General features: G+C 37.0%; 13 protein-coding genes and 1 pseudogene. 8 read left to right on the forward strand and 6 right to left on the reverse strand.

The window, feature by feature from the left end; genetic code table 11:
- Nucleotides 1–80: 80 nt before the first annotated feature.
- Entirely contained in the window at nucleotides 81–4,262 is a 4,182-nt protein-coding gene (locus tag HMPREF1210_RS02625; RefSeq protein WP_016427053.1) for a S8 family serine peptidase, read from the forward strand.
- A 626-nt stretch (nucleotides 4,263–4,888) separates the two neighbouring features.
- On the forward strand, nucleotides 4,889–9,061 hold the full coding sequence (locus HMPREF1210_RS02630) for a S8 family serine peptidase (protein ID WP_016427054.1): 4,173 nt from the start codon (nucleotides 4,889–4,891) through the stop codon (nucleotides 9,059–9,061).
- Nucleotides 9,062–9,685: 624 nt separating this feature from the next.
- On the opposite strand, the gene HMPREF1210_RS02635 is transcribed toward HMPREF1210_RS02630, so the two are convergent.
- Both HMPREF1210_RS02635 and HMPREF1210_RS02640 read right to left on the reverse strand, forming a co-directional pair.
- A complete protein-coding gene (locus tag HMPREF1210_RS02635; protein WP_016427056.1) occupies nucleotides 9,686–11,161 on the reverse strand; it encodes a cell wall metabolism sensor histidine kinase WalK in 1,476 nt (491 codons plus the stop codon).
- Nucleotides 11,151–11,828, reverse strand: a complete 678-nt coding sequence (locus HMPREF1210_RS02640; protein WP_016427057.1) for a response regulator transcription factor — start codon at nucleotides 11,826–11,828, stop codon at nucleotides 11,151–11,153. The genes HMPREF1210_RS02635 and HMPREF1210_RS02640 overlap by 11 nt, the downstream gene beginning before the upstream one ends.
- Before the next feature lie 249 nt (nucleotides 11,829–12,077).
- Between HMPREF1210_RS02640 and HMPREF1210_RS02645 the strand changes: the two genes are divergently transcribed.
- Nucleotides 12,078–12,395 (forward strand): hypothetical protein, encoded by a 318-nt coding sequence (locus tag HMPREF1210_RS02645; protein WP_016427058.1) that lies wholly within the window; start codon nucleotides 12,078–12,080, stop codon nucleotides 12,393–12,395.
- 336 nt (nucleotides 12,396–12,731) lie between these two features.
- Here the strand turns inward: HMPREF1210_RS02645 and HMPREF1210_RS18575 are convergent, their stop codons facing one another.
- Nucleotides 12,732–12,905, reverse strand: coding sequence for an ATP-binding protein (locus HMPREF1210_RS18575; RefSeq protein ID WP_081637818.1), 174 nt, complete (start codon nucleotides 12,903–12,905; stop codon nucleotides 12,732–12,734).
- Entirely contained in the window at nucleotides 12,842–13,036 is a 195-nt protein-coding gene (locus tag HMPREF1210_RS18580) for an ATP-binding protein (protein WP_196930492.1), read from the reverse strand. Before HMPREF1210_RS18580 ends, HMPREF1210_RS18575 begins: the two co-directional genes overlap by 64 nt.
- A gap of 615 nt (nucleotides 13,037–13,651) precedes the next feature.
- Here HMPREF1210_RS18580 and HMPREF1210_RS02650 point away from each other — a divergent pair.
- Nucleotides 13,652–17,467 carry a S8 family serine peptidase gene (locus tag HMPREF1210_RS02650; protein WP_016427059.1) on the forward strand — a complete coding sequence of 1,272 codons (3,816 nt, stop codon included), beginning with the start codon at nucleotides 13,652–13,654 and terminating at the stop codon, nucleotides 17,465–17,467.
- A 217-nt stretch (nucleotides 17,468–17,684) separates the two neighbouring features.
- Nucleotides 17,685–18,552, forward strand: a pseudogene (locus tag HMPREF1210_RS02655) (IS3 family transposase); the annotation flags it as partial.
- A gap of 20 nt (nucleotides 18,553–18,572) precedes the next feature.
- On the opposite strand, the gene HMPREF1210_RS02660 reads toward HMPREF1210_RS02655, so the two are convergent.
- Both HMPREF1210_RS02660 and HMPREF1210_RS02665 read right to left on the reverse strand, forming a co-directional pair.
- A complete protein-coding gene (locus HMPREF1210_RS02660) occupies nucleotides 18,573–19,763 on the reverse strand; it encodes a cell wall metabolism sensor histidine kinase WalK (RefSeq protein WP_016427061.1) in 1,191 nt (396 codons plus the stop codon).
- Nucleotides 19,750–20,439 carry a response regulator transcription factor gene (locus tag HMPREF1210_RS02665; protein ID WP_016427062.1) on the reverse strand — a complete coding sequence of 230 codons (690 nt, stop codon included), beginning with the start codon at nucleotides 20,437–20,439 and terminating at the stop codon, nucleotides 19,750–19,752. Before HMPREF1210_RS02665 ends, HMPREF1210_RS02660 begins: the two co-directional genes overlap by 14 nt.
- Before the next feature lie 197 nt (nucleotides 20,440–20,636).
- On the opposite strand from HMPREF1210_RS02665, the gene HMPREF1210_RS02670 reads away from it, so the two are divergent.
- From HMPREF1210_RS02670 to HMPREF1210_RS02680, 3 genes are all read left to right on the forward strand, one after another.
- A complete protein-coding gene (locus HMPREF1210_RS02670) occupies nucleotides 20,637–22,559 on the forward strand; it encodes an ABC transporter ATP-binding protein (protein ID WP_016427063.1) in 1,923 nt (640 codons plus the stop codon).
- Nucleotides 22,559–24,355: an ABC transporter ATP-binding protein/permease gene (locus HMPREF1210_RS02675; protein WP_016427064.1), complete on the forward strand. Its 1,797-nt coding sequence runs from the start codon at nucleotides 22,559–22,561 to the stop codon at nucleotides 24,353–24,355. The genes HMPREF1210_RS02670 and HMPREF1210_RS02675 overlap by 1 nt, the downstream gene beginning before the upstream one ends.
- 567 nt (nucleotides 24,356–24,922) lie before the next feature.
- On the forward strand, nucleotides 24,923–26,167 hold the full coding sequence (locus HMPREF1210_RS02680; RefSeq protein WP_016427065.1) for a helix-turn-helix domain-containing protein: 1,245 nt from the start codon (nucleotides 24,923–24,925) through the stop codon (nucleotides 26,165–26,167).
- Nucleotides 26,168–26,393 lie beyond the last annotated feature (226 nt).

A 26,393-nucleotide genomic window follows, 5' to 3' on the forward strand; every position in this document is an offset into this window, starting at 1 on the left:
AACAAAAAAATTATTATTAGAATCATTGTTTCGTAAGTCATTGCACTACATATGTAATAAAGTGACTGGGAGGAAAGAAAATGGAAAAAAAAGCAAACAACAAAAGTAAGGTCTTAAAAAGCTTAGCTGTATTTGCTCTATCATCTAGTTTTATTTTAGGTTCTATTGTACAAGTACCTACTACTGCGAAAGCGGTTAGTTATTCTAATACTGAAAATATACTTGCTAATTTAACACCAGAACAAAGAGCAGCACTTAACCAGTTGACCACAAATGAATCAACAGGTCTTCAAATTTCTTCAGATACAGATTTAAATTCAACGAAACAGACTTCTGTCATTATTGAGTTTGTAAATAAGCCTGCCAAAGTCGCACAAATTGAAGCAAGTGTAGAGGGAAAACAATTATCTGCGGAAGATGCATCAAATTTAGTTGATAAAGATCATGCTACTTTCAAAAAAGATGTCCAACAATTATTATCAGAGGATAATAATAAAAAGGTAGAATTTAAAGTTAATCGTTCCTTTAAAAATGCATTTAATGGTGTTTCAATGAGTCTCCCAGCAAATCAAATTCAAAACCTATTAAAATCAAAAGTAGTAAAATCAGTTTGGAGCAACGAAACATTTACAATAGATCCACCTACCGCTGATAGCGAACAATTAAAAGCGGATGAAGCAAATGTGCCGAATTATGCGCCTTATGATGGACTAGATCGTCTACATGCAGAAGGCTTTACTGGTGAAGGAATTAAAGTCGGGATACTTGATACAGGAATGGATTACAACCATCCTGACTTAAAGGATGCCTATAAAGGCGGATTTGATTTTGTCGATGATGACAATGATCCAATGGAAACAACTTATGCCGATTGGAAAAAATCAGGTAAACCAGAAATAGGTAGTGGTCGTGCCTACTATACTGAACATGGTACACATGTTGCGGGTATTATTGGTGGCCGAGGTTTAGCTGATAGTGAATATAAAACATTAGGTGCAGCACCAGAAGCTGATCTTTATGCTTATCGTGTACTTGGTGCATATGGGTCAGGTACAACTGATGACATTTTGGCCGGAATCGATCGTGCTGTGAAGGACGGTATGGATGTTATTAATATGTCATTAGGCAATTCTTTAAATGATCCCATTTACGCGACTTCCATTGCTGTTAACAATGCCGTTTTAAGTGGGGTAACGACCGTTGTGGCAGCGGGGAATAGTGGAGATAAAATGTATACACTAGGTTCACCTGGAGCTGCTGCACTGGCACTAACGGTTGGTGCGTCTACTGTTGCACTTGATGTCTATCAATATGCTGGTGTACAGAATGGGGTCAATTATTCATTAAGACAGCTAGCAAGAAACTATAAAGATGACTTAACGCAATTAAAAGGAAAAACCTATCAACTTGTTGATGTTGGACTAGGTAGGCCTGCTGAATTTAATGGAAAGATTTTAGATGGTAATATCGCGCTCATTAAGCGGGGCTCGATTGCCTTAATAGATAAAATTAAAAATGCAAAAGCAAAAGGTGCCATTGGGGTACTTATGTATAATGATGAAATAAATAGTGCAGAAGGTCCCATCCAGACATTTTTAGGTGAATCAGTAGATGCGGTTCCTACATTCTCTGTCACAAACACGGAAGGCAAAACGATCTTAGCTGCCATAAATGCGGGTAAAACAGATATTACTTTCGGCGATTATTCGAAAGTAAAAACGTCTGGCAATGAATTAGCAGCTTTCAGTTCAAGAGGTCCATCACGTGTAAATTATGATATTAAACCAGAGGTAGTAGCACCTGGTGCTGCCATTCTTTCCACTGTTCCATTTTATATAAATGATAAAACAGTCGATGGGTCTAAACCAGAGGACTATAAATATAGCTACTCCCGTTTATCCGGTACGTCCATGGCAACACCTTATGTGGCAGGTGTATCCGCGTTACTATTACAAGCGAACGACAATCTTGAACCAGCAGACATTAAATCTATTTTAATGAATACAGCTGATCCGTTATCAAAAGATTATAGTGTATTTGAAGTCGGTAGTGGTCAAGTGGATGCCTATGAAGCCGTTCACTCAAATGTTGAGATTCAAGTAGATGATCGAACAGCTACTCTTAATCATAAAAATGAGAAAACAATAAGAGAATTAACTGGTGGATTTAGCTTTGGATCGATTGGGTTTGATGACCAGGATATTTCAGAAGTTAGAAATTTTAAGTTAAATAATCGAAGTGAAAAAGCTAAAACATTTAATGTGAATGTGAAATTCCAAACTGGAATAAGAGACTCAAAGGATGCAGCTTTAAATAATGTCACATTAGATGGGCCAACTTCAGTCAATATAGAAGGAAATAGCCAGAGAGTCATCAAATTTAATCTGTCTATTCCAAAAACAGCTGAAAAAGGAACATATGAGGGATATATCGTATTGACAAATAATGAAGATCCAACGGAAAACTACCAAATTCCATTTGGTGGACGAGTAGTAAACGAAGGAATTGATACATTTTCGATTATTAATCCTATGTACTCGGGTGATACAGCTTGGCCAGAAAATGCCATTCCTTACCTTGGATTTAATTTCCAATTAAAGTCACATTTGAGGACTTTAGATGTAGTAATACAAGATGCCAAAACGGGTGAAGATCTTGGATTATTAGGATCTTACAATGGGCATTTATTGCCTGAAAACCAACTATTAACTAATACAAGTGGATTTGCTGGGTCTTACTACCCGTTCACAGGTGATGCGAAAAATCCGATTAGCGATCAATTTGTCATTGCAAAGATGGGTCATTACAAAATAAAAATGGTTGGAACAAATAATGCTGGGAAAACATTCACAAAAGAAGCTCCTTTTATCTACGAGTTTGGAGCACCGACGATGACTTCCACTTTTGATTCGTTAGATCAAAAGGTGATTGAATATGATGTAAGTCAGCTTGATTCAAATGGACAAATGTTATATGACTTTAATATTCATCTTAATGATCCTGAAACAGAAGAGGCAAAAAGTTTAGGTATTCCTGTTGATCAATCAAGCAATTCCGTTGTTTCCTTTTACAATGGACCATGGCCATATGATCCAATCTATACGGATAAAAATGGGGATTACAAGGATCAAATCCTAGTCAAACAACAAGCAGCACCTTTAAAAGTTCAGTTCTATGCCATGGATGCAGCAAGAAACTTTACTGCAGATGCTGGGACAATGCTACGGGTAGCTTTTGTTACGAATACTCGCCCATACTATTATTTAAAAGCAAATAAACAATCTATTTCGAGTGGAGAAACGGTCAATTATTCTATCCGTTCGAACAATATTAAAAACTTAAAAACGGCAAAGATGACTATTCCGGTCATTAAAGACCATGGAGACTTAGGCACCATTAAAAATGTCGTTGTAAGTGATGCAGTGAAGCAATTTGGAGATGCAGAAGTCGCTGTAACCACCACATCAGATACGTTAAATACGTATTATACGATTATATTTAACTATTTAGGAACGAAGGCTTTACCAGAAGATATGCAGTTAGTAAATTTCGACTTACAAACATCTAACCTATATTCGAAAGGTACGACTACCAACTGGTTTGATATGGAGATGAAAGGAACGACCATCGATCAATCAAATGTACAAACAAACAATGTTTATACCTATATGGAGAGTTTTAAACTGAAACCAACCTACTCAAGGTTATGGGGTTCATTACAGTTTGAGGGTATGCTTAATCCTTTAACAGGCGGAAGGAATTTCGCAATAGACCACAGAACCATTGACGCAAAGGTTTCAGTCACCTCTTATGATGGAAAAACAGTTGTTGACGCTCCTATTACAAACAAAACGGGTAGTTACATTGCTGGTGGAATAAAAGCGGATAAAAATCCTTATACAGTGATGGTTGATGTACCAGGTCATTTTACGATGTCTAAGTCTATCGTTTTATCGTATGACGTTCGTGGTGAAATTATCGGAAGGGACATGAGTTATTTATTATCTCCAGGAAAAGCGGGAGATGTTAATAAAGATCATGTAATTGATGTATTAGATGCAATCGAACTTCAAAAAAATTGGGGTAAAAATACATCAGGGTCCGATTTGAACTTCGACGGCACTGTTGATAAAAAGGATATGGACTATGTAATTAAAAACTATGGATTACAAAATGACTCTGTTCCAAAACCCCCTAAAGCGAAAGAAACGTATAAAGGTGTAACGTTAGATGATGTATTAATTAAATTAGGATTAAAATAATCCTAAGCTAGTTTCTATAATCAAAGGAAGGACCATTTTATGACTTACTACACAGTAATTAAATAGGATTTTAAGTAGCCTTAACCCTTTATTTTATTGGGTTAAGGTTTTTTAATTACTTTTGAAATCAATCTCTCAGCTTTCAAAAAGCATCAGTTCCATAAGTGTGCATTTTAAATATCTTCCACAATCGGGGTTCAGTTCATTGATAGGTTTTCTCTGTTTTTTATTATTTCTATAATAGTTCTTAATTGTTCTTAAGAATATAGATCGTATTGAAAAAATATTTTATACCAAATTAACAGTATTCAATAGTTTTGTACAATTCCCCCAAATTTAGATTCCCTTCATTCATCATTTTCACAAAATAAATAACATAATTTTGCACAACTACATCTTTACGACTAAAAAAACTGATGAAAAAAAGCTATTTTTACCATTTATTAATGAAATATTCCCCCAATTTACACAACTCAAAATATTCTCGATAATTAGCTTATGCAATTGTAATGAATCAACGAAAATAGATGAATTCTAAATAAATTCTTAAAACCTATTAGAATCATTGTTTCGTAAATCATTTCACTACATATGTATTAAAGAGACAGAGACTGGGAGGAAAGAAAATGGCGAAAAAAGCAAACAACAAAAGTAAGGTCGTGAAAAGCTTAGCTGTATTTGCTCTATCATCTAGTTTTATTTTAAGTTCTATTGTACAAGTACCAACTACTGCGAAAGCGGTTAGCTATTCGAATACTGAAAATTTACTTGCTAATTTAACACCAGAACAAAGAGCAGCACTTAACCAAATGACTACAAATGAATCAACAGGTCTTCAAATTTCTTCTGATATTGATTTAACGACAACGGAACAAACCCATGTAATTGTCGAGTTTGCAAATAAACCAGCAAAAGTTGCTAAGATTGAAGCGGCATCAGAAGGTCAACAATTATCAGATTCTGAAGCATCAAATTTAGTTGATCAAGATCATGAAACATTTCAAAAAGATTTAGGACAAGTATTAGTTGATGAAAAGAGTAAAAAAGTAAATTATAAGATTAATCGCTCATATAAAAATGCATTAAATGGTGTTTCAATGAGTTTACCTGCAAATCAAATTCAGAATCTATTAAAATCAAAAGTTGTCAAATCAGTTTGGAGTAACGAAACGTTTACGATTGATCCGCCTGTTCAAGGAAAAGATAATGATCCATTAAAAGCAGATGAATTCAATATCGCAAATTATACACCTTATGATGGATTAAACCGTTTACATGCAGAAGGCTATACCGGTAAAGGGATTAAAGTCGGTATTCTAGATACTGGAATTGATTATAACCATCCAGATTTAAAGGATGCCTATAAAGGCGGATTTGATTTTGTCGATGATGATAATGATCCAATGGAAACAACTTATGCGGATTGGAAGAAATCAGGAAAACCTGAATCTAATGGATCATCGGTTTATTACACAGAACATGGTACTCATGTTGCTGGGATTATTGGAAGCCGTGGAGTAACGGATAGTGAGTATACAACAATTGGAGCAGCACCAGAAGCAGATATTTATGCGTACCGAGTGCTTGGACCATATGGCAGCGGACAAAGTGATGACATAATTGCAGCTGTCGATCGAGCTGTGAAGGATGATATGGATGTTATTAATATGTCATTAGGTAATTCACTTAATGATCCATTATATGCAACTTCAATTGCTGTAAACAATGCAGTATTAAGTGGAGTAACAACCGTTGTTGCAGCGGGGAATAGTGGCGATAAAAATTATACGCTAGGTTCACCAGGTGCTGCAGCCTTAGCGTTAACTGTCGGTGCATCATCTGTTGCAATTGATATTTATCAATATGCAGGTGCACATAATGGGGAGAATTACAATTTAAGACAATTATCAAAAAACTATAAAGATGATTTATCTACATTAAAAGGAAAAACTCTCCAACTTGTTGATGTGGGGCTCGGAGATCCAACGGGTTATGCGGGAAAAGACATAAAAGGGAAATTTGTACTCATGAGCCGAGGAGTTTATACATTGGACTCTAAAATTGCGTATGCCAAGGAACAAGGTGCTGCTGGCGTTATCATGTATAATGATGAAGCAAACAAGGCCGAGGGTGCAATTCAGTCCTTTTTAGGTGAATCAGTTAATGCGATTCCTTCATTCTCTGTTTCAAATGAAGAAGGATTAACGATCTTGGAAGCATTAAAAACTGGTAAAACTGATTTCACATTTGGCGATTTTACTAAGATACAAACAGCATCCGATGAGTTAGCACCATTTAGTTCTAGAGGTCCTTCTCGTGTAAATTATGATATTAAACCAGAGGTTGTCGCACCTGGAGTATCAATCCTTTCAACCGTTCCATTTTATATAAATGATAAAACTGTTGATGGTTCAAAAGCTGAAGACTACAAGTATGCTTATCAACGATTATCAGGTACATCGATGGCAACACCTTATGTGGCAGGTGTTTCAGCATTACTATTACAATCCAATAAGAGTCTCCAGCCTGAAGACATTAAATCAATTTTAATGAATACGGCTGATCCACTTTCAAAAAATTATAGTGTATTTGAAATCGGTAGTGGACGAGTAGATGCATATGAAGCAATTCATTCGAATGTTGAATTTGAAGTAGTAGATCAAACACCTACAAGTATCAATGGAAAACAAAAGTTAATCAAAGAATTAACGGGTGGAATCAGTTTTGGTTCATATGGATTTGATGACCAAGATATTAATGATTCACGTAAGATTACAGTGAATAATAGAAGTGAACAAGCAAAAACATTTAGTGTAAATGTTAAATTCCAAACAGGATTAAGAGGTTCCAAAGATGCAGCTCAAAATGGAGTGACCTTAACAGGTCCAACTTCAGTTAAAGTAAATGGAATTAATCAAAAATCAATTAAATTTGACTTGAACATTCCGAAAACAGCCGAAAAAGGAACATATGAGGGATATATCGTCTTTACAAATAATGCAGATCCAAATGAGCAATATCAAATTCCTTTTGGTGGCCGTGTAGTGTACGAGGGAATCGATACATTAGAACTACTTAATCCAATATATTCAAACAAAATAACAAACGTAACTGCATTTGATTATCCGTTTATGGCTGGTTCATTATCATTAAAATCACATATGAAAACATTAGATGTTGTCATTCAAGATCCAAAGACAGGTGAAGATTTAGGGTTAATTGGAACATTCAATACAGGCGTAATGAATGAAAATCAAGTATATACTCTTTCAAGACTAGTAGGTGCGATTTACTTCCCGTTTACAGGTGATTCAAAAAATCCGATCAGTAGTGATTATAAATTAATTAGACCTGGTCATTATAAATTGAAACTAGTAGGAACAAGTGAAAGTGGAAAAACATTCTCTAAGGCACAAGATTTTATGCTGGAGTATGGAACACCAAATTTTACATCTAGCTTTGATTCGTTAGACCAAAAGGTAATAGAGTATAGTGACAGCGATCTAGATTCAAAGGGACAAATGTTATATGACTTTAAGCTCAACATAAATGATCCTGAAATCGATGAGGCGATAAAGTACGGTATTCCCGTTGATCAATCAAGTAATTCATTTGGTTATTCGTATGCATCACCACTTCCTTCAAAACCTATTCGTGTTGATAAAAATGGTAACTATTCAGATCAAATTTTAGTTGATAGTAAATATGCAAAATTACCGATAGTGTTCTATGCTTTAGATGCTGCAAGGAATGCTTCTTCCTTCAAACACGTTGTATTTACAAAAAATACAACACCTTACTATTATTTGAAAGCAAATAAACAAAGTATAACTACTGGAGAGACGATAAATTATACAGTTCGTTCAAATAATGTTAAAAACCTAAAAACGACAAAATTAACAATGCAAGTAGAAAAGAATCAAGGTGCAATTGAAAATGTAATTGTTAACGATTCGGTTAAACAATATGGCGACGCACAAGTTTCAGTAACAACTGCACCAACAACTTGGGAAAACAAATTACAATATACGTTTACATTTACGTATTTAGGTGATAAAACATTACCTGAGGACCTACAGTTATTTAATTTTGACGTAAAAAGTCTAGATAAAAGCTATACTACAGAACCTTCAATTGGATGGGATTTCTATGGAACGACTATTGACCAATCAAATGTAGAAATGAAAAATGTTTTCACTTATATAGATAATTATTTTGTAAATGCAAAAGTTTCAAGATTAACTGGTTCAGTACAAATAGAAGGTGCGAAAAATCCAACTACAGGCGAATCGAATTATGCAATTGATCACAGGACATTAGGAACGAAAGTAACATTAACATCATTTGATGGAAAAGCTATACTTGAAGCACCAATACCATCAAAACAAGGTGATTATGTTTTTGATGGTATTAAGGCAGATACAAAGCCGTATACGATTAAAGTAGATGTTCCTGGACACTTTACAATGTATGAAACAGTAGACTACCTATTTGATGACATTCGTGGAGAATTAATAGGTAGATATTTCAGAGATTCTTTAAATGTTGCACCAGCTGGTGATGTTAATAAGGATGATGTAATCGATGTATTAGACGCAATCGAGTTACAAAAACATTGGGGAACTAATAATGTAGCTACAGATTTTAACTTCGATAAGATTGTTGATAAAAAGGATATGGATCTTCTTATTAATAACTATGAATTACAAAATAGTACAGTTCCAAATCCACCTAAAGCGAAAACTTCGTATAAAGGTTCTACATTAGATACTGTGTTAATTCAGTTAGGATTAAAATAATCCTAAGCTAGTTTCTATAATCAAATGAAGAACCATAATATGACTTACTATAGTAATTAAATAGGATCTTACGAAGCCTTAGCCCTGTATTTTATTGGGTTAAGGTTTTTTATTTACTTTTGAAATCAATCTCTCTGCGTTCAGAAAGTATCAATTCCATAAGGGGACATTTTAAATATCTGACTGACTTAAATACGATCGGGGGCTTTTCTGGATTATCCATGCAGTGCGGATGTTCCATGACGAGCTTCTTCAGGAATGAGAAATGCGCTTTTTATTTAACTAAAAGGAATTTAATAGAGGCCGGGAATTTATGAAGGGTTTACTATTAGCTATTCTAGGTGCTTTTGCTAGTTGGGTGATTTGTGGTGGTAAAAAAAGGCATATCACTTATTATAAGTGACACGCCTTTTATTCAGGATTGATTAGTAATTCCGCCATTATTAAAGCTTTATTAGTTTGATTTATTTTAATGTAATAGTTAAACAATTCTTTTATCAACAATGCAGCATTAAAAAGAGGCATACCAGTTATTGCCGGAGAAAATGCATGGTAACAACAAAACTTTTAAAAGCCTATTACCTCCATCTGATCCAACACTGACTAAAATATATACTTAATTGTTCATTCAATAGGTAACATGAGACGAAATATAGTTTCATGCGGTGAGGTTGATACCAAGAACAATTCACAATTATTAGCTTCAGCAAGTAATCGACTTAATGGTAACCCAAGTCCTAATCCCTGCTTCTTCTTTCTTTTACTGTCTCCTCGATAATATCGTTCGAAAATATAAGGAATTTCTGGTTCTGCAATCCCTTTACCATTATCTAATATATCAAGGTATAGCTTTTTGTCTTCAATAGTCATGCTTAAGGTGATTTTAGTAGTTTCTGCTCCTGCACTATTCATTAAGAGATTAAGTAGAATTTGCTTAATTTGACCTCTATCTGCTACTATTTTCAGTGGTTTGATTAAAGGAGAGGCATCAAAGTCTATATCTTTAAAACCTTCTATAGAATGAACCTGTTGCATTACCTCTTCTATTACCTCCCAGAGAGGGAATAATACAAACTCTCCATGAACAGTGCTGGATTCTAATGACGCAAAATCTAATAAATCTTCTACCATTTTTTGCATTCTCTTAGCTTCTTCTAACGTTGTTAATAAAAATTGATCTGCTGTTTCCCCTGTGACAATGCCTCCTTGGACGGCTTGAATCATCCCACGAATCGAAGTAACAGGGGTTCTTAATTCATGAGAAACGCCTGCAAGTAAATCAGTTCTCATTTGTTCAAGTTGTTGCAAACGCTTTGTCATTATCTTAAAAGAAGAAAATAGTTGTTGTAATTCAGCCTCTTTTACTTTCGATGCTGAAGGAAGATTCGGTGAGTAATCTCCTTCTGAAACTTTTCTCGCAGCTTCAGTTAATTGATGTAAGGGAAGTATTAATTTTCTAGAAAGATGATATATTACAAGCCAACCTCCAAATGCGACACCTAAAATAATAAGTACAAGAAGTCCATAAGTTTCTATATTTTCCGAAAACAATTCTGGTGAAGGGGTACTTAAATATAAAGCACCAATAACATTCCCATCTATACTTAGAGGCATGCCAACACGGAGCCATGTAACATCTTTATATTCAATTTTTTCTTTAGTTTTTTTACCGCTTAGAACACTTTCTATAGTAGGTGGTGTTTTAGCAAGAGTCTCGGATATTGATATATCTAGACTCGAAAAGTTAACAAGATTATGACCCTCTTCATTAAAAATTTGCATAAAATCTTGAGCAACAGGACGGACTACTTCCGTTGGTAAAGCAGGTATAGGAACGGGAGTGGAAGGTACGCTAGGTATTTGACCTTGGTGAAAACTGGGTTGTGATTGCACCATATTGGTAGCGTGTATGTATGAAGCGCTAAGTTGTTCAGCTCTCGCCTGGAGTATTTGAAAACTTTGTTGATTTTGATTTACTTTTAGCAATACACCAGCGATAATCCCTAAAATGATAAGAATGGCTATTAGTACACCCGCATATCTTCGAGTCCAAAAACGAAGTAAAGGGATACTTTTATCAGACTGTAAGCTAGTTAACACGTATCATATACCCCGTTCCACGTACTGTTTTAATTTCGCCCTCATCTGAAGACCAATCACACAAGTGTTGACGAATTCTTTTAATTGAAGCATCTACAGCTCTATCTGCACCGTTATAATTCATACCCCAAACATAATCCAAGAGTTGATCACGAGTAAAGCATTGATTTGGGTGTTTTCCTAGGAAAGCAAGCAGTCCCCAATCACGTGGTGACAAAGGAATTAATTCATCATAAAAAGAGGCAGTATGAGTTGTAAGATTTATTACAAGATGGCCTAATCTAATTAATTCATTATCTTCTAAATGTGAGGAACGGCGTAATACAGCTTGAACTCGAGCCACAACTTCCTCAGGATCGAATGGTTTTGTGATATAATCATCAGCCCCTTGTCCAAGCCCTGCTAGTCTTTCGGGCACACTACCTCTAGCTGTTAGGATAATGACAGGACAACTACCATATTGACGGATTTGTTTTAGAATCTCTAGCCCATCATTTTGAGGCAACATCAAATCCAAAAGTACCAATGAAGGTTTATAATTTAAAAAAAATTGAACTACATTACCTTCGCCTGAATGGGAAGCAACCGAAAAATCCTTTCTTTCCAAATATACTTTTAATATCTGAACAATTGGTAACTCGTCCTCAATAAGTAAGATGCGCTTCACTACAAAACATCCTTTCTACGATACTTTGAAAAAAAAGCTAAGTCGTTAGTGTATAGCTTGAATATGTCGGTAAAATGACAACGCTTCATTATTTTCTATCTAAGCAATTGATTTAACTGTAGGTTACTGCCCGTGTGTCAGGGTGATACACTACATTTTTTACATCGTCATATTGTTGTCACATTAATTAGATAAATTTGAAGTGTGGGAAACAACATCCCATACTAAAAATAAGGAGGAATTATTAAAATGAAAAAAATTCTATTATTAGGCGCAACGACATTAGCAGTTTCAGTATTTGCAGGATCGGCTTTAGCTTCTCCACTTTTTGAAAAGGAATCGACACCAGCCGTAGAATCGACACCAGCAGTAAAAGTGACACCAAAAGAAGAAAAGACAACAAAAGAGGAATCGACACCAACAGTTGAATCCACACCAGCAGCAGTAGTGACACCAAAAGAAGAAAAGAACACAAAAGAGGGATCGACACCAACAGTTGAATCTACACCAGCAGCAGTAGTGACACCAGCATTTGAAGCGAAAAAAAAAGAAACTGTAACAAAGTAGAAATCCAAATCAAAAAATTTTAGTGATCAGAGCTTTAAAGAGTATCCTTAACTTGGTTGCAGGTACAGAACCTCAACCAACAAAAGAAATTCGGTGCATCTAGTTAGAAACTAATCCGAATCAGCTCACTCTTTATCTGTTCAACGAAGTAGAAGTAACTGATTAGATAGTACTTTATCAACTCTTACATTAGTTGAAGACAATTCCAACTGATTGCCATGTCCTAAAAAAAACTAATTAAAGTATAGAGCAAAGCGCCCATGTGAAAACTTGGGCGCTATTTGACATTTACGAAGAAATGATTCACTACGGCTCTTAGTCATGTACATGTTTTGATCACGACCCACTTTTTAAGATGACATGAAAGCAAGTTCCGTTACTTTCATTGTCAGTAACATTAATCGTACCGTTATGCTTGTTGATAATGCTGTCAACAATTGAATGACCTAAGCCTGAACCACCCAGTTGACGGGAGCGTGATTTGTCAACACGATAAAAAGATTCAAATATTTTCTGTTTGTATTTGTCGGCATGCCGATGCCTGTATCTATAATTTTGATTGAAACCTGTTCCTTACTTAATCTGTTTACAATAACCTCAACTGTTCCGCAGTCAATATTGTACTTAATTCCGTTTTCCACCAAGGTTAAAAAGCACGATACAATAGGTCAGTGTTTCCAAAAACAACACTATATTCACAATCTAAGGTCATTGTAACATTCTTATCTTTAGTGATACGAGAAAGCTCGGAAATAATATCCTCAAAAAATCCTTTACGTAAATGCGCTGTAGCTTTAAGGTGAATAGCTTTTTCTTTTGACCATCTGTTTGATCGACTTTTACATAGTCCAAATATCTTGTCTGTAATTATTTCTTCACTTGCTCTTAAAAAATCCTCGTTCTTCGATGTTAGGACGACAGGAGTTTGATAATGTCCTGACTCTTATTATATCACTCTTGGTATAGCACTTTTGTTTTATATAGGTATAGTACCAATGACAACAAAAGTTACTACCTAAGTTTAATTTTCAGAAAAGTAGAAATGTGGGATGATGAAGTTAATTGATTGATAGTTCTGAATATTTAATAACTGGTTAATAAACTCAGTAGATGCTAGATTAGTTGAAAAATTTTAATAACCTGATGTTGAAAGACAGATCAGTGTACTAAATGTGAAGTTAAGTCATTAGCACGAAACCACCACATTTTTACAAATATATTAATCTACTATTTAGTAAGGAAAAGGGGGAAATTTTATGAGAAAGAGGAGAAACAAAAAAATTGTTAATGTAATGACCGCAGGATTGGTATCTGCAGTACTTTTGTCAACAAGTACTGTTCACTCATTTGCTTATGATGCCACCACCTCCAAAACGCCGGCCAACCAGGCGTCCAAGCAACTGCAGAACAACATGGTTGTCGACTCGCACACTGTTACCCTTATCACGGGCGAAGTTGTGACGCTGGAAAAAAACGCCGACGGCTTGCAATCAGCAACGCTTGCTCCAAACCCTGATGGAACCGAAGTAGGTGTAACCACGTTGAGTTTGGGAGACGATTTCTACCTCATCCCGGATAAGGCACAACCGTACCTAGCAGCAAATGAGCTTGACCGCGAGTTGTTTAATATCACCAAGTTGGTCGAGTACGGCTACGACGACGCTCACGTCTCCGATATCCCGTTGATCGCGACTTACTCAGGCACAGAAAGTCATACGGACGAAGCGTTAGAACAGGCTGCTCCGGCAGGTTCAAAAAAGGACAAGGTATTAGATAGCGCTAATGGTGTGGCGCTAAAGGCGAGCAAATCGATGTCGGCGAAGTTCTGGGAAGCGGTAGACGATGACAGCTCCAAAGCTGCGACCGCACCGAAACTTGCCGATGGCATAAACAAGTTGTGGCTTGACAAACCGGTGCAAGTGATGTTGGACAAGAGTGTTCCACAAATTGGAGCACCTACAGCGTGGGCAGCAGGGTATGATGGCACAGGTGTGAAAGTGGCTATCTTAGATACTGGGATCGATCCGAATCATGCTGATGTTAAAAATGCTATCGCTGAAGCGAAGAGTTTCGTACCGGGTGAAGATTATGTAGATCACCACGGGCACGGTACGCATGTTGCTTCGACTGTCGCGGGATCAGGCGCTGCTTCTGGAGGTAAATATAAGGGCGTAGCTCCTGGTGCAAAACTTCTAATTGGGAAGGTGCTTAGCAACGCAGGATCAGGTTCTACATCTAGTATCATCGAAGCAATGCAGTGGGCAGTTCAGGAAAAGGCCGATGTTGTCAGTATGAGCCTTGGTTCGGATGAACCAAGCGACGGAACAGATCCACTGAGTCAAGCGGTCAACAATTTGAGTGATACAAGCAACACACTATTTGTTATTGCTGCAGGTAATGCGGGTCCAGATAAGAGTACCATTGGTGCGCCAGGGGTAGCCGAAAAAGCATTGACCGTTGGGGCAGTTGACAAAAGCGCAAACGAATTTTTGGCTAATTTCTCAAGTCGCGGTCCTGTTATCAATAATTTCAGAGCTAAACCTGAGATTACGGCACCAGGAGTAGCAATCGTAGCTGCTCGTGCAGCAGGAACCACTATGGGTACGGCCGTTGATAACTACTACACTAGTGCCAATGGTACATCAATGGCTACACCACATGTTTCCGGTGCTGCAGCCATTCTGAAACAAAGACACCCTGATTGGTCAGGAGACCATATTAAGCAGGTATTAACTGGTACTGCAGTAGCAAATACCCGCTACTCAGCTAATCAACAAGGTGGCGGACGTGTAGATATCACGAAAGCCTTAGAGGCTAACGTGTATAGCAGTCCTGCAGTTGTCAGTATGGGAGCCGGGTTTGTTGATACTAAACTAATAGAAAAGACATATAATTATGTCAACCCAACTGACAGTGATATGACATTGAATCTCGTCATGACAGCCAAGAATGAGAATCAAACAGCGGCACCGGCTGGAATGTTCACACTCAGCAAGTCAGTGGTCACTGTCCCAGCACATGGCAACAGTGAGATGAAGGTAACATTTGATACATCGCTTGGCACTATTGCAGATTATCAAGCAGTGGTAAAAGCTACTTCAAGTGACGGTAAAATCATTAACACGACTATTGGTGGAACAAAAACAGAACCGTTAGTTGATTTAGTAATTAATGAGATCGATCGCAACGGAAAACCGGCTGGAGGCGATATGGTGTGGTTCAACCATGACACGGGGGTTGGTAAACAGGTATATCCTAATAGCAGCGGGAAGACCAGATTATCCTTGCAGCCGGGACGTTACGCGGTAATTAGTACACTAAACACAAATGACGAGGCCGGAATACCTCAGAACTATACCCTAGCCTCAGTGCCTATGATAGAGCTAAAGAGTAATGAGAAGCAAGAGATCACGTTTGATGCCCGATTAGCCAAGGAGATCAAAGTTACAACGCCTAAGGAGTCCGAAAAGCACGGTTGGAAATTCGGAGTCCGCGAGCGGATGGACACAAACCACTTCGGATTTGACTACATGAGGAATTTTATTGGCGAAACTCACGCCTACGTGTTACCAGTCAAGGCGCCAAATAATGTTGGTTTGTTCGAGTTCAACTTCCATTCGCGCAACTACGCCCCTGCTATCAAGGCAACCTATGATGACAATATGAACGAGTCGATTCCGCTTCTGCCAGTGCACTTTGCGCCTAAGTTGGACGGCGATAAGACACTCCAAGCGGTCAACGTCGGCGTGGCACTACCAGCGGATCTCAGCGGCATAGACATCCATGGAAAGCTAGCGGTCATCACCAGCGATTCGAAACAGAATCCGAGAGACCAAATAAAAGCAGTGATGGGTGCTGGCGCCGCAGGAGTGATCGTCGTCAATAACAACGGGGAGAGGTTCAATCTAGGTGTATATATAATTGACAACGTCGTCATCCCGGCCTATACTCTTGGCCAAAGCGACGGAGAAGTGCTCTTCAACAGAATCGCCAATGGTCCTACCTGGATCAAGCTGCATGGAATCGCCAACAGTCCGTACGTGTACAATTATGCGTCGATGATTAATGGTGAAATTCCGGATAATCCTGTTGACGCGGTGACAGAAGAAAACTCTACCGTTGTGAAGGCCCACTACCGCAGGCCAAATGGCTGGTTGAAGTCTGGCGACTGGGCCGTGGCATTACGTAAGGACGAAGGTGGCTTCTTTGCATTCCTTGATAAATTCGAGGAAAAAACACCGGACCGGGAAGAGTGGTACTCCACAGGCAACAAAACCGATATAAAGATTTTCAGATGGGCCCATCAGTTCTATCCAGACGTTACTGATCTTACGGGTAACATGAAGGACTCATATCGCATCTACTCGCCGGGCGACAAGAAAGAAGAGACTTGGATGGGCGCGGCGAACGCTCCATCTGGACCGGAGAATACCTCGGCGTATCGCGAGGGAGACACCTTAAACCTAAACATGAATGATTTCGGTGATAGCGAGGCGGGGCACTACGGCTGGTTTTATTCAAATAGTAAAAACAAGGTCACTTGGAGGTTGTACCAAGACGGGAATCTCAGCTCTCAGTTAGCGGACCAAAGTTCGCGTAAGTTTGCGGTCAGCTCAAACCCGGCGACTTATAAGATCACAGCGGACACATCGCACCCAGAATGGTTCGGGTTCTCTCTGGCTACAACGACCAGCACAGCTTGGACATTCAAGTCCCAGCGACCAACAGATGGGCAAGAAAACCTTGCGCTACTGTGGCCGAGGTATAACATTGGCCTAGATAATGAGAACCAGGCAAAGGGTGGCATTACCGACCACTTTGACCTGTCATTCGTCACTCAATCAGGTGCTACTCCAGACATTCAAGGGGTAGAGGTCGAAGTATCTACGGACGACGGCAACACATGGAGCAAAACAAAAGTGGATAATAGGAAAGATGGCCACTACAAAGTGTGGGTGAAAAACCCAGACACTGGCTACGTTTCGCTTCGCGTCAAGGCATGGGACGCAAACGGTAGCCAGATCGAACAGACTATAATTAAGACCTACGCTGTGGGCAAACACAAGCGGTAGTTACAATAGTTTTGCATAAAGTTCAGTGGCTTTATATAAAAAGCTACCAAGTAAATACCGGTTGCTTTAGTTAAAGATTGTGGAGTTGCTTTGGCAACTCCTTTTCTTATTGAACTCCCATATGGGTGCTCCATTATTCAACAAATGAGTAGTAGCATAGTCTTTTATATGCAATATTTAAAAGTAGAAGTGGAAAACCGTTAGATTGAGGTTTTAAAAAGTACGCAGAGTTGGAGAGGAAGTGGTTGAAGAAGTAGCTGGACAGTTAGTAGAGACACTGAAAGAAACGATGTGTGTGAAGAATATATGTACAAACTTAGGAATTGCACGATCTACCTACTATCGTTGGAAACAGGCATCTACTGATGCAAGATCTCGTCAGGCAATTGAGCGACGTATTGATGAACTTTGCCGAGAACATAAATTTCAATATGGTTATCGGAAAATTACTGCACTCTTACGTCAAGAAATACGCGTGAATCATAAAGTCATACAATGCATCATGCAAAAATATGGTTGGCAGTGTCGAGTGAAAATGAAAAAACGTAAACTAACTAGACAACCCTACTATTTCGAAGCTAATTTATTGAACCGTAATTTTGAAGCAACTGCACCTTTACATAAGCTCGTAATAGACATTACTTACTTGTCATTTGGTCAGAAACAGTTGTATCTTTCAAGTATCCAAGATTTATATAATGGCGAGATTATCGCCTATTCGATTGGTGATTGCCAAGATACTGATTTTGTGTTGAATACCTTGCCCCAACTAGATAATTTGCCCGAAGGGTGTACGCCGTACAGTGACCAAGGTTCGGTTTACACATCTTATCGATATCAACAAGCTGTTAAAGGAAAAGACATTATCATGAGCATGTCCCATAAAAGTATGCCCGCTGATAATGCCCCCATCGAATCGTTTCATTCAGCATTAAAGTCTGAAACGTTCTACTTTGACAGTTTGTTCTACGAAGGCAATCGTAGAACAAACTGTCAAAGACTATTTAAAGTATTATAACTATATCCGAATACCAACGAAACTAAACAACCAGTCGCCGATACAACACCGACAACGGGTTGGATAAATGCTTTTTTGACCTCTGTCTTAAATACAGGGGTCAGTCCTTTTTTTTTGTGAAGACTCACTATTTAAGATGACATGAAAGCAAGTTCCGTTACTTTCATTGTCGGTAACAGTAATCGTACCGTTATTCTTTTTGAGAATACTGTCAACAGTTGAAAGACCTAAGCCTGTACCACCCAGTTGACGGGAGCGTGATTTGTCAACACGATAAAAAGGTTCAAATATTTTATTTTTGTCTTTGTCGGCAATGCCGATACCAGTATCTATAATCTTGATTGAAACCTGTTCCTTACTTAATCTGTTTACAAGTACTTCAACAGTGCCGCCGTCAATATTGTACTTAATTCCGTTTTCCACAAGGTTGTAAAAAGCACGATACAATAGGTCAGTGTTTCCAAAAACAACGCTATTATCACAATCTAAGGTCATTGTAACATTCTTATCTTTCGTGATAAGAGAAAGCTCGGAAATAATATCCTCAAAAATATCTTTTAAGCAAATGCTGCGTTGCTCACGCTTATCGTCCAAATTCGTCATATCTAAAAGGCTAGAGACGAGTCCTCTCAAGCGCTTTGTCTGCTTCTCAATAACGTAAATAAGAGCATCGTATTCCTCGGTTGTATGTGTTTTTTTCTTCTTAAATACATCAACTTTTGTTTGTAACACAGCAAGAGGTGTTCTAAGCTCGTGGGCGGCACTTAGGGAAAATCTTTGTTGCATCATAAAAGAATCATTCAATTTATCCGTCATTTCATTAAATGTACTAGTAAGCTCAGCAATTTCATCATTTGTAGGCGGCACGGACAATGTTTCAAATAAATTATGCACATTTATGTTTTTTACTTGATCATTTAGCGTATCAAGTGGCTTCAATGCCTTCCCCGAAAGATAGTAGGTTGAAAATCCCCCGCTAATAATAACTAAAAGCATATAAATAATACTTTCAATTCTAAAATCTATTTTTGCTTTTTGGGAAACCTCTGATGAAACGGAAGGGGTCATACTGCTAGACGCTGCTGGAGTGCTTTCATGAATCCATCCTTCTTCGCCGACTTCTTGTGCCGGTAATACGGCACTTGCATCAATTATTGTAGCCATTTTAATAGCAGAATAATTTAATATTAAGGTAATTCCTACACAACAGACAGTTAAAAGAGCAACGGTCATAACAGTAAGTCGTAATCGAATGGGCATTTTTTTAAGCATTTTCATTACCACTCTTTTCTAATAAAAAGTAACCTTCACCGATTTTCGTTCCAATGGGGTCATAGTTTAATACAGCTTTTAGCTTCTTTCGGAGAGTTGCAATATGAACCCGAATAGCGCCACTAAAGATATCTGCATTCTGATCCCAAACATGTTCAATCAGTTCTTCTTGGCTAACCACTCTATCTTTGTGAAGCAAAAGATATTCAAACAATGCAAATTCTTTTTTTGTAAGTGCTATTTCATTGTCGTTAACAACTGTTATACGCTTTGATAAATCGATTTTAATTACATCGAATGAAAGCATACTATTTTCTTGTACAAATTTTCGTCTTAACAAGTTTCGTATTCTTGCCTCCAACTCGGCAAAATCAAATGGCTTCGCCAAATAATCATTTCCACCTATGTCTAAGCCCTTCACTTTGTCATTAACACTACTTCTTGCACTGAGAATAAGTACCTTTAATTCAGGCTTTTCATCTCGTATCTTTTCTAAAACCTCTAGCCCATCCATTTGCGGGAGGTTTAAGTCAAGTACAACCAAATCGTAATTCACTTCATATAAAAGCTCGTAAGCATCTTCACCGTTGTCACAGGTATCAACTGCATATCCATCTATTCTAAGCCCATCTGCAATTGCTTCCTGCAAATCAAGCTCGTCTTCTACAACTAGTATTCTCATCCAAAAACACCTCTTATTCTATTGTACTGTAAGTATGCGTTAAATCTATGTTAAGCGAACATCACTTAACAAGGATTTAACGTCCATTGATATACAATAGTGATACAAGTTCAGTTGAACAAAAAATGTATGTTCAAGAAAACGTAATTAATAAGATTGATTAATTAAAAACTAACATAGTAGATAGGAGTAAACAGATGTTTGAAATTAAGAATGTATCGAAACAATACAACGGCGAATTCGCTTTGAATAATATTTCCTTTACGATGGGAAAAGGGCTGAATTTTATAGTTGGTGCATCGGGTAGTGGTAAAACGACTCTTTTGAAAATCATCAGCGGTATGGAACAAGATTTTGATGGAGAAGTTTACTATTGCGGAAAGAATATTAAAGAATTAACATCTAATGAAAAAAGCTATTTTTACAACAATACCTTTGGATTTGTTTGGCAGGACTTTAATTTGCTCGAAGATTTATCGGTTTTAGACAATGTGTTGATACCACAGTATTTAAAAAATAAACAAAATCATAAGAACGCGGAAAAGGTTTTAAAAGAACTCAAAATATTTGACCTTGCACAACGAAAAGTGAACTCTCTTTCGGGCGGTCAAAAACAGCGTGTTGCCATCGCAAGAGAGCTTATGAAAAACCCAAAGGTTATTATCGCTGACGAGCCAACAAGTGCATTGGATGAAAAAAACTCAGAAACAACAATGGATATTCTGAAAGCTATTTCTAAAAACAGGACAGTTATCGTTGTAACCCACGATGTCAACTTAATTGACAGTAATTCAAACGTAATAGATTTAGATGAGGGAGAATTTGTAGCATTACCACAAAAAAATGTAACGAAAACAGAAAAACTCACATATGGTGAAAGTCATCGCTTATCGATTAAAAATGCTTTTTCAATGACCAAATCGAATGTTAAAAGTAAATTTGGACGATTTTTAGTATCAGCCCTTTCTCTAATGATTGCAGGTATCCTTTTGCTTACAACTGTAAGTGGGACAATTGAGAGCAGCAGCCAAGGTGATTTTGACGAGCTGATTGATACTTATGGTGATGGACTTAAAGATATTAGTATAGTTGGTAGCTTTACCAGTGCAGAAGGCGCAGGCGATAATCAGGAAGAAAAGCCGAACGCTGATATATCACAGGATATTGGTGGCTTATATGATCAATATGTAGGCGATGAGCGCGTTGATTTTACTGCTTTTTTACAAGCATTTGATAATATAAAAGTAACTGTTAGCGGGAAAGAATATCAAATACAAGGATCAGGTACTGTTCCGACAATCAATAAGTTAGTAGCAGGAAATATGCCGACAGGCAAAGACAATGAGGTTGTTGTTCCAAAAAGTTTTGTTAAAATGTTGGGCATATCAAACGAGCAAGCAATCGGCAAAGAAATTGATTTTAGCAGCGGTATTTTCAATTGGGACACAGGTGAGCCTGTTATAAAAGACGCATCCATTACCGCAACAATCGTAGGTGTTGCAGATAATACTGTCTCTTCTGAGTTTACTGTTGACGACTCTTTCTTCTTCAGCAAAGCTGCACTTGATGATTTGAGAAGACAAGCAGGAATTGAAAATAACGCAATGAATTTTCTTATTCGAGCGAAGACGCCAACTGATATGATTTCCATAAAAGATGAGCTTAACGCACAAGGCATTGTACCTCTTGGTCAATTTGAACTTGTCGAGGATATTGTTAGATTAAATGAGCAAACAACCGAACAGTCAGGCTCAGCAAGTATGTTCATAGGGACTTTGGCTGTCGTTATGGTTATTGCTATTTCTCTGATCACAGGTTTTATGAGACAGAGAGAATTTGCAATTTATAAAGTCAGCGGCTTTAATAGTGCTCATTTTAGTCTGCTTAACTTGACAGAAAAGATAACGGAAATCATGACAGCAATTTTGTTAATGCTTGTTACATCACCCCTTATCAATATAGCTACTAAAGGCTTGTTTAGCGCAAGTATTTTAAATTCTAAGATGTTGATTTCGGGCGTGATATTCATTGCTTTAGTAGGGGCTGCGGCTTTCTTTACAACGGCTATTTCCTTCATAATGACCAAGACAGCAATAGCTTTGAAGACAGGTGACAGATAGTGATACAGATAAATAAACTTACAAAACGATATGATCATTCACTTATTTTGGAGGATACAAGTTTTAACTTTCCAAGCCAAGGACTTGTTTGTCTTTTAGGAGCATCGGGTTCCGGTAAAAGCACTCTGCTTAATTTGGTTGCAGGCTTCGACAGTGATTACAGTGGTGATATTACGGTTTGTGGTACTTCTATCAGCAAGATGCATGCCGATGAATTGTGTGCGTATCGCAGAGAAAATATCGGGTTTATCTTTCAAAACTACCATCTTTTAAGAGGATATACCGTTCTTGAAAACATCTTGCTTTCTTGTGAGCTAAATACTGCAAGTGAAGAAGAAAATAGAGAAAATGCCAAAGAGCTGCTAAATAAACTGGGATTATCACAAAAGACTAATGAAAAAATCGAAAATCTTTCAGGCGGTCAAAAGCAACGAGTTGCTATTGCAAGAGCGTTGATTAGTAATCCTCGTATTATCTTGGCGGATGAGCCGACAGGAGCATTAGACCGTAGAAACTCCAGTGAAATTATGGGACTTTTAAAAGAGATTTCAAAAGAACGTTTGGTGATTGTGATTACGCATGACCAAAAGATTTGTAGTTTTGCAGATGAAGTCGTTCATATTGAGAAAGGGAAAATTATTGCAAAAAATACCAACACTCAAAAAGCTGTTGCTTGTGATGATAAACTCAGTTTAAATAACGCTAGTAAAGTATCTGCTTTCAAGCGGGGGCTTAAGAACTTCAAAGTGAATATTACACGCTATATGGCTGTCAGTTTGGCAATTTCCATCAGTATCCTTGTATTTATGTTGTCTTTATCTTCCGGGAATATAATGGACAAGAATATTGCGCATTTTCAAGATAAAAACACTGCCTTTAACAACGGTTATATTAAAGGTGAGGATGATGGAACAGTTATTGAATTGTTGAAATCCGATGAGCGTATCGAAAATGTGTATTACCAATACAAAATAACGGATATTACTTTAAGGATAGGCGATAAAACTGAAGCTTTAGCAGAAAAATACCCAATGGCAAAGGCTACTGAAAAGATGTCATATGGTGCTATGCCTAAAACTGATAAAAAAGAAATAGCACTTAGTCCGAGCCTCGCTAAAAAATTTGAAAATGATATTAGTAGTTTGCTTGGTAAAGAAGTTACCTTAAATTATGGAGATAAAGAATACACGCTTACGATAAGCGGCGTCTTTAACGCAGACTACGATGATTTCTTTGTAAGCTCCGATATCGAACAGGAATTTTACCAAAATGTGAAAAACGAAAAAAACTACTCCATCAGTTATGATGTAAAGAACTTTGAAGATATTGTGCCAGTCAGTCAAATGCTAGTTGACAAAAAAATCGACAGTAAAACTGCAGCCAAAGAAGTAGAAGTTTTGCAAAATACATTTAACAATCTTAGCCGTTTGTTCTTAATCGTTTCTATTTTAATCTTAGCAATTGGTTTGTTTATCAGTTCCGTATTACTGATCAAACTGCAAAATTCAAGATACAAGGAAATAGGGCTACTGTCCGCTTTGGGATATAATAAAGGAACAATACGGAAAATGATTGTCAGCGAAAATTTACTTTTAGCAACAATGTCAGCTTTATCTCAAGCTGTCCTTATTGGCTGTACGTATTTAGTCGGCATGATTTTCAATTTGGCAATTATCATCAACCCAGTACAAATCGTACTATCAATACTTTCCACAGGCGTTGTTGTAATTGTAATTAGCATGAAAGCAAGCCACAAGTTAATTTCTACAGAGCCTGCAGTAGCGTTGAGAAAGTAATGTATTTTAGTTAATCAAAATGAATTGTTAATTTCACCTAGTGTTTTAAAACTATCTTCTTGTAAATCTATATTCTGGAATACAACAGCCTTTTAGGTTGTGGTATTTTTGTGCGCACAGCAGGAAATAGTGGGTGTAATAGAAGAACACCCTACTAAAGACAATCAACAGTATTATCTTTCAAAGAGACTGACTTATTAATATCTTCTTCAACTAACGGGTGCTTTAGTTGAAGAAGGAGCAAGAAAAACAAGTGTCTTAGTTGAAGAGAAGCTATCCTATGAGGATAGCTTTTTCTTATTACCCACAAGAGGTCGTTAAAGTGTGGTTTACAAAGAGAACGTTCATAAAAAGATATTATAGTTTTGCGAACTATATAAATGACTAAATAGGGGCACTTCAAAGCAGTTCGTAAAAGTGTACTTTTCCGAACATCGCATTGGGGGTAGGTTATATTTTAATTAAAAATTAGAAGAGTAATTTTCATTCTCATCAGACATCCTTTAATAGACTAAAGAGATATACTTCCCTATAATAAATAGAAAATCGTTTACCTGGGGGTGTATTATGATTGAAGGAAAATTAATAAAATTCTATCGCGAAGAGTCAGGGCTAACTCAAGGCCTACTTGCTCAAGGAATTTGTTCCGTCACACATCTTAGCAAAATAGAACGCGGGATTACGGAGTATTCTCATGAAATTACGGATTTACTTGCAAAAAAACTTGGGATAACAATGAATATTGAACGCTCTCGCTATTTTTTCCTAAAAGAAAAACTGTTCAAATGGAATAACGCATTGATTATGATAGACTCAAAAGAAATCTATCAACTTAAAGAAGAAATAGAAAACGAATCTTTAAGATTTCTAGCTGACTTTAAAAATCAATACTATCTAATTTTGGCAAGGTATTATTTATTTGTAAATGAAAAGCCTAAAACAAAAAAAATCATAGAAACGATGAGGAATCAGTACAATGACCTTGATTCTGATGAACAAAATTTCTTAAACCACATAGACGGTATCTACATGTTTCTGACAGGTAATTTCAAGTCTTGCATTGAAACATTAAAGAAAATTGATAACAATTATTCAAACTTAGAATACTATTATCATTTGGCAATAGCCTACCATTCAATTCAATCAACTATCTTTTCCTATTTTTATGGACAAAAGGCTTTACAATTTTTCAAAAGCACATTAAATATCTTAAGAATTATTGATACAGAAACCCTACTTTTAGTCCAGCTTAATTCCAAGGAACCTTATGATATGGATGAAACCAAACAACAATACGAAAAGTTGCTGAAAGTCTGTGAATCAGTCAACTGTATTGATAGAGCGTCTAAAGTCTATCACAATATAGCATTTGAATATTTTAGAAGAAAACGATACTCCGAGGCTAAACAGTCGTATGAAAAAGCATTGGAACTAATAACTGAAAAGACATCTCATTATCTAACATCACTTAATGGGTATATTTCTACCTGCTATGAAGGGAGGCTCCTTCCCGAAGAAGAGCTTATCGAACTTTCGAAAAAAGGATTAAAATTAACAAAGCAAAATCAAGATCCTAGACAAATGGATTTTGAAATCCAACTTCATACTATCTATCAAAATGAAAAGGAGCTATATGAGTATATTGAGAAAACAGCCATTCCCATTCTCATCGCCAACGGAAATCAGTTTGTAAAACTACATTATGAAAAAAAACTGTTTTTGTATTATGTTAAATCGAACCAAAAAGAAAAAGCCTTTCAACTAGCATCCGATAAAATGACAAGTGAAAAAAGTTATTATCATTTTGAATGAAGATATTAATGATAATGAACTACTGATAGAAAGTTGGATACCTGATCCATACATAGAATAGTTAAACACCACGTTTTGCTGATTCACAGTCCGTTAAAACAAAAGCCGATTATTCCTACGCTAAGGAGTAATCGGCTTTTTATCTAGAAATCTACTTAACGTATGTTTCATCATCTTGTTGGTAGGCCACTTTGACCGAAATGATTTTAATGGTTTAGGAAAATAA

The sequence above is a fragment of the Paenisporosarcina sp. HGH0030 genome, assembly GCF_000411295.1.
Classification (GTDB): Bacteria; Bacillota; Bacilli; order Bacillales_A; family Planococcaceae; genus Paenisporosarcina.

Bases quoted from the DNA above. Each gene is read 5' to 3' on its own strand.
- HMPREF1210_RS02625 (WP_016427053.1), top strand. From the start codon at position 81: ATGGAAAAAAAAGCAAACAACAAAAGTAAGGTCTTAAAAAGCTTAGCT.
- HMPREF1210_RS02630 (WP_016427054.1), top strand. From the start codon at position 4,889: ATGGCGAAAAAAGCAAACAACAAAAGTAAGGTCGTGAAAAGCTTAGCT.
- HMPREF1210_RS02645 (WP_016427058.1), top strand. From the start codon at position 12,078: ATGAAAAAAATTCTATTATTAGGCGCAACGACATTAGCAGTTTCAGTA.
- HMPREF1210_RS02650 (WP_016427059.1), top strand. From the start codon at position 13,652: ATGAGAAAGAGGAGAAACAAAAAAATTGTTAATGTAATGACCGCAGGA.
- HMPREF1210_RS02660 (WP_016427061.1), bottom strand. From the start codon at position 19,763: ATGAAAATGCTTAAAAAAATGCCCATTCGATTACGACTTACTGTTATG.
- HMPREF1210_RS02665 (WP_016427062.1), bottom strand. From the start codon at position 20,439: ATGAGAATACTAGTTGTAGAAGACGAGCTTGATTTGCAGGAAGCAATT.
- HMPREF1210_RS02670 (WP_016427063.1), top strand. From the start codon at position 20,637: ATGTTTGAAATTAAGAATGTATCGAAACAATACAACGGCGAATTCGCT.
- HMPREF1210_RS02680 (WP_016427065.1), top strand. From the start codon at position 24,923: ATGATTGAAGGAAAATTAATAAAATTCTATCGCGAAGAGTCAGGGCTA.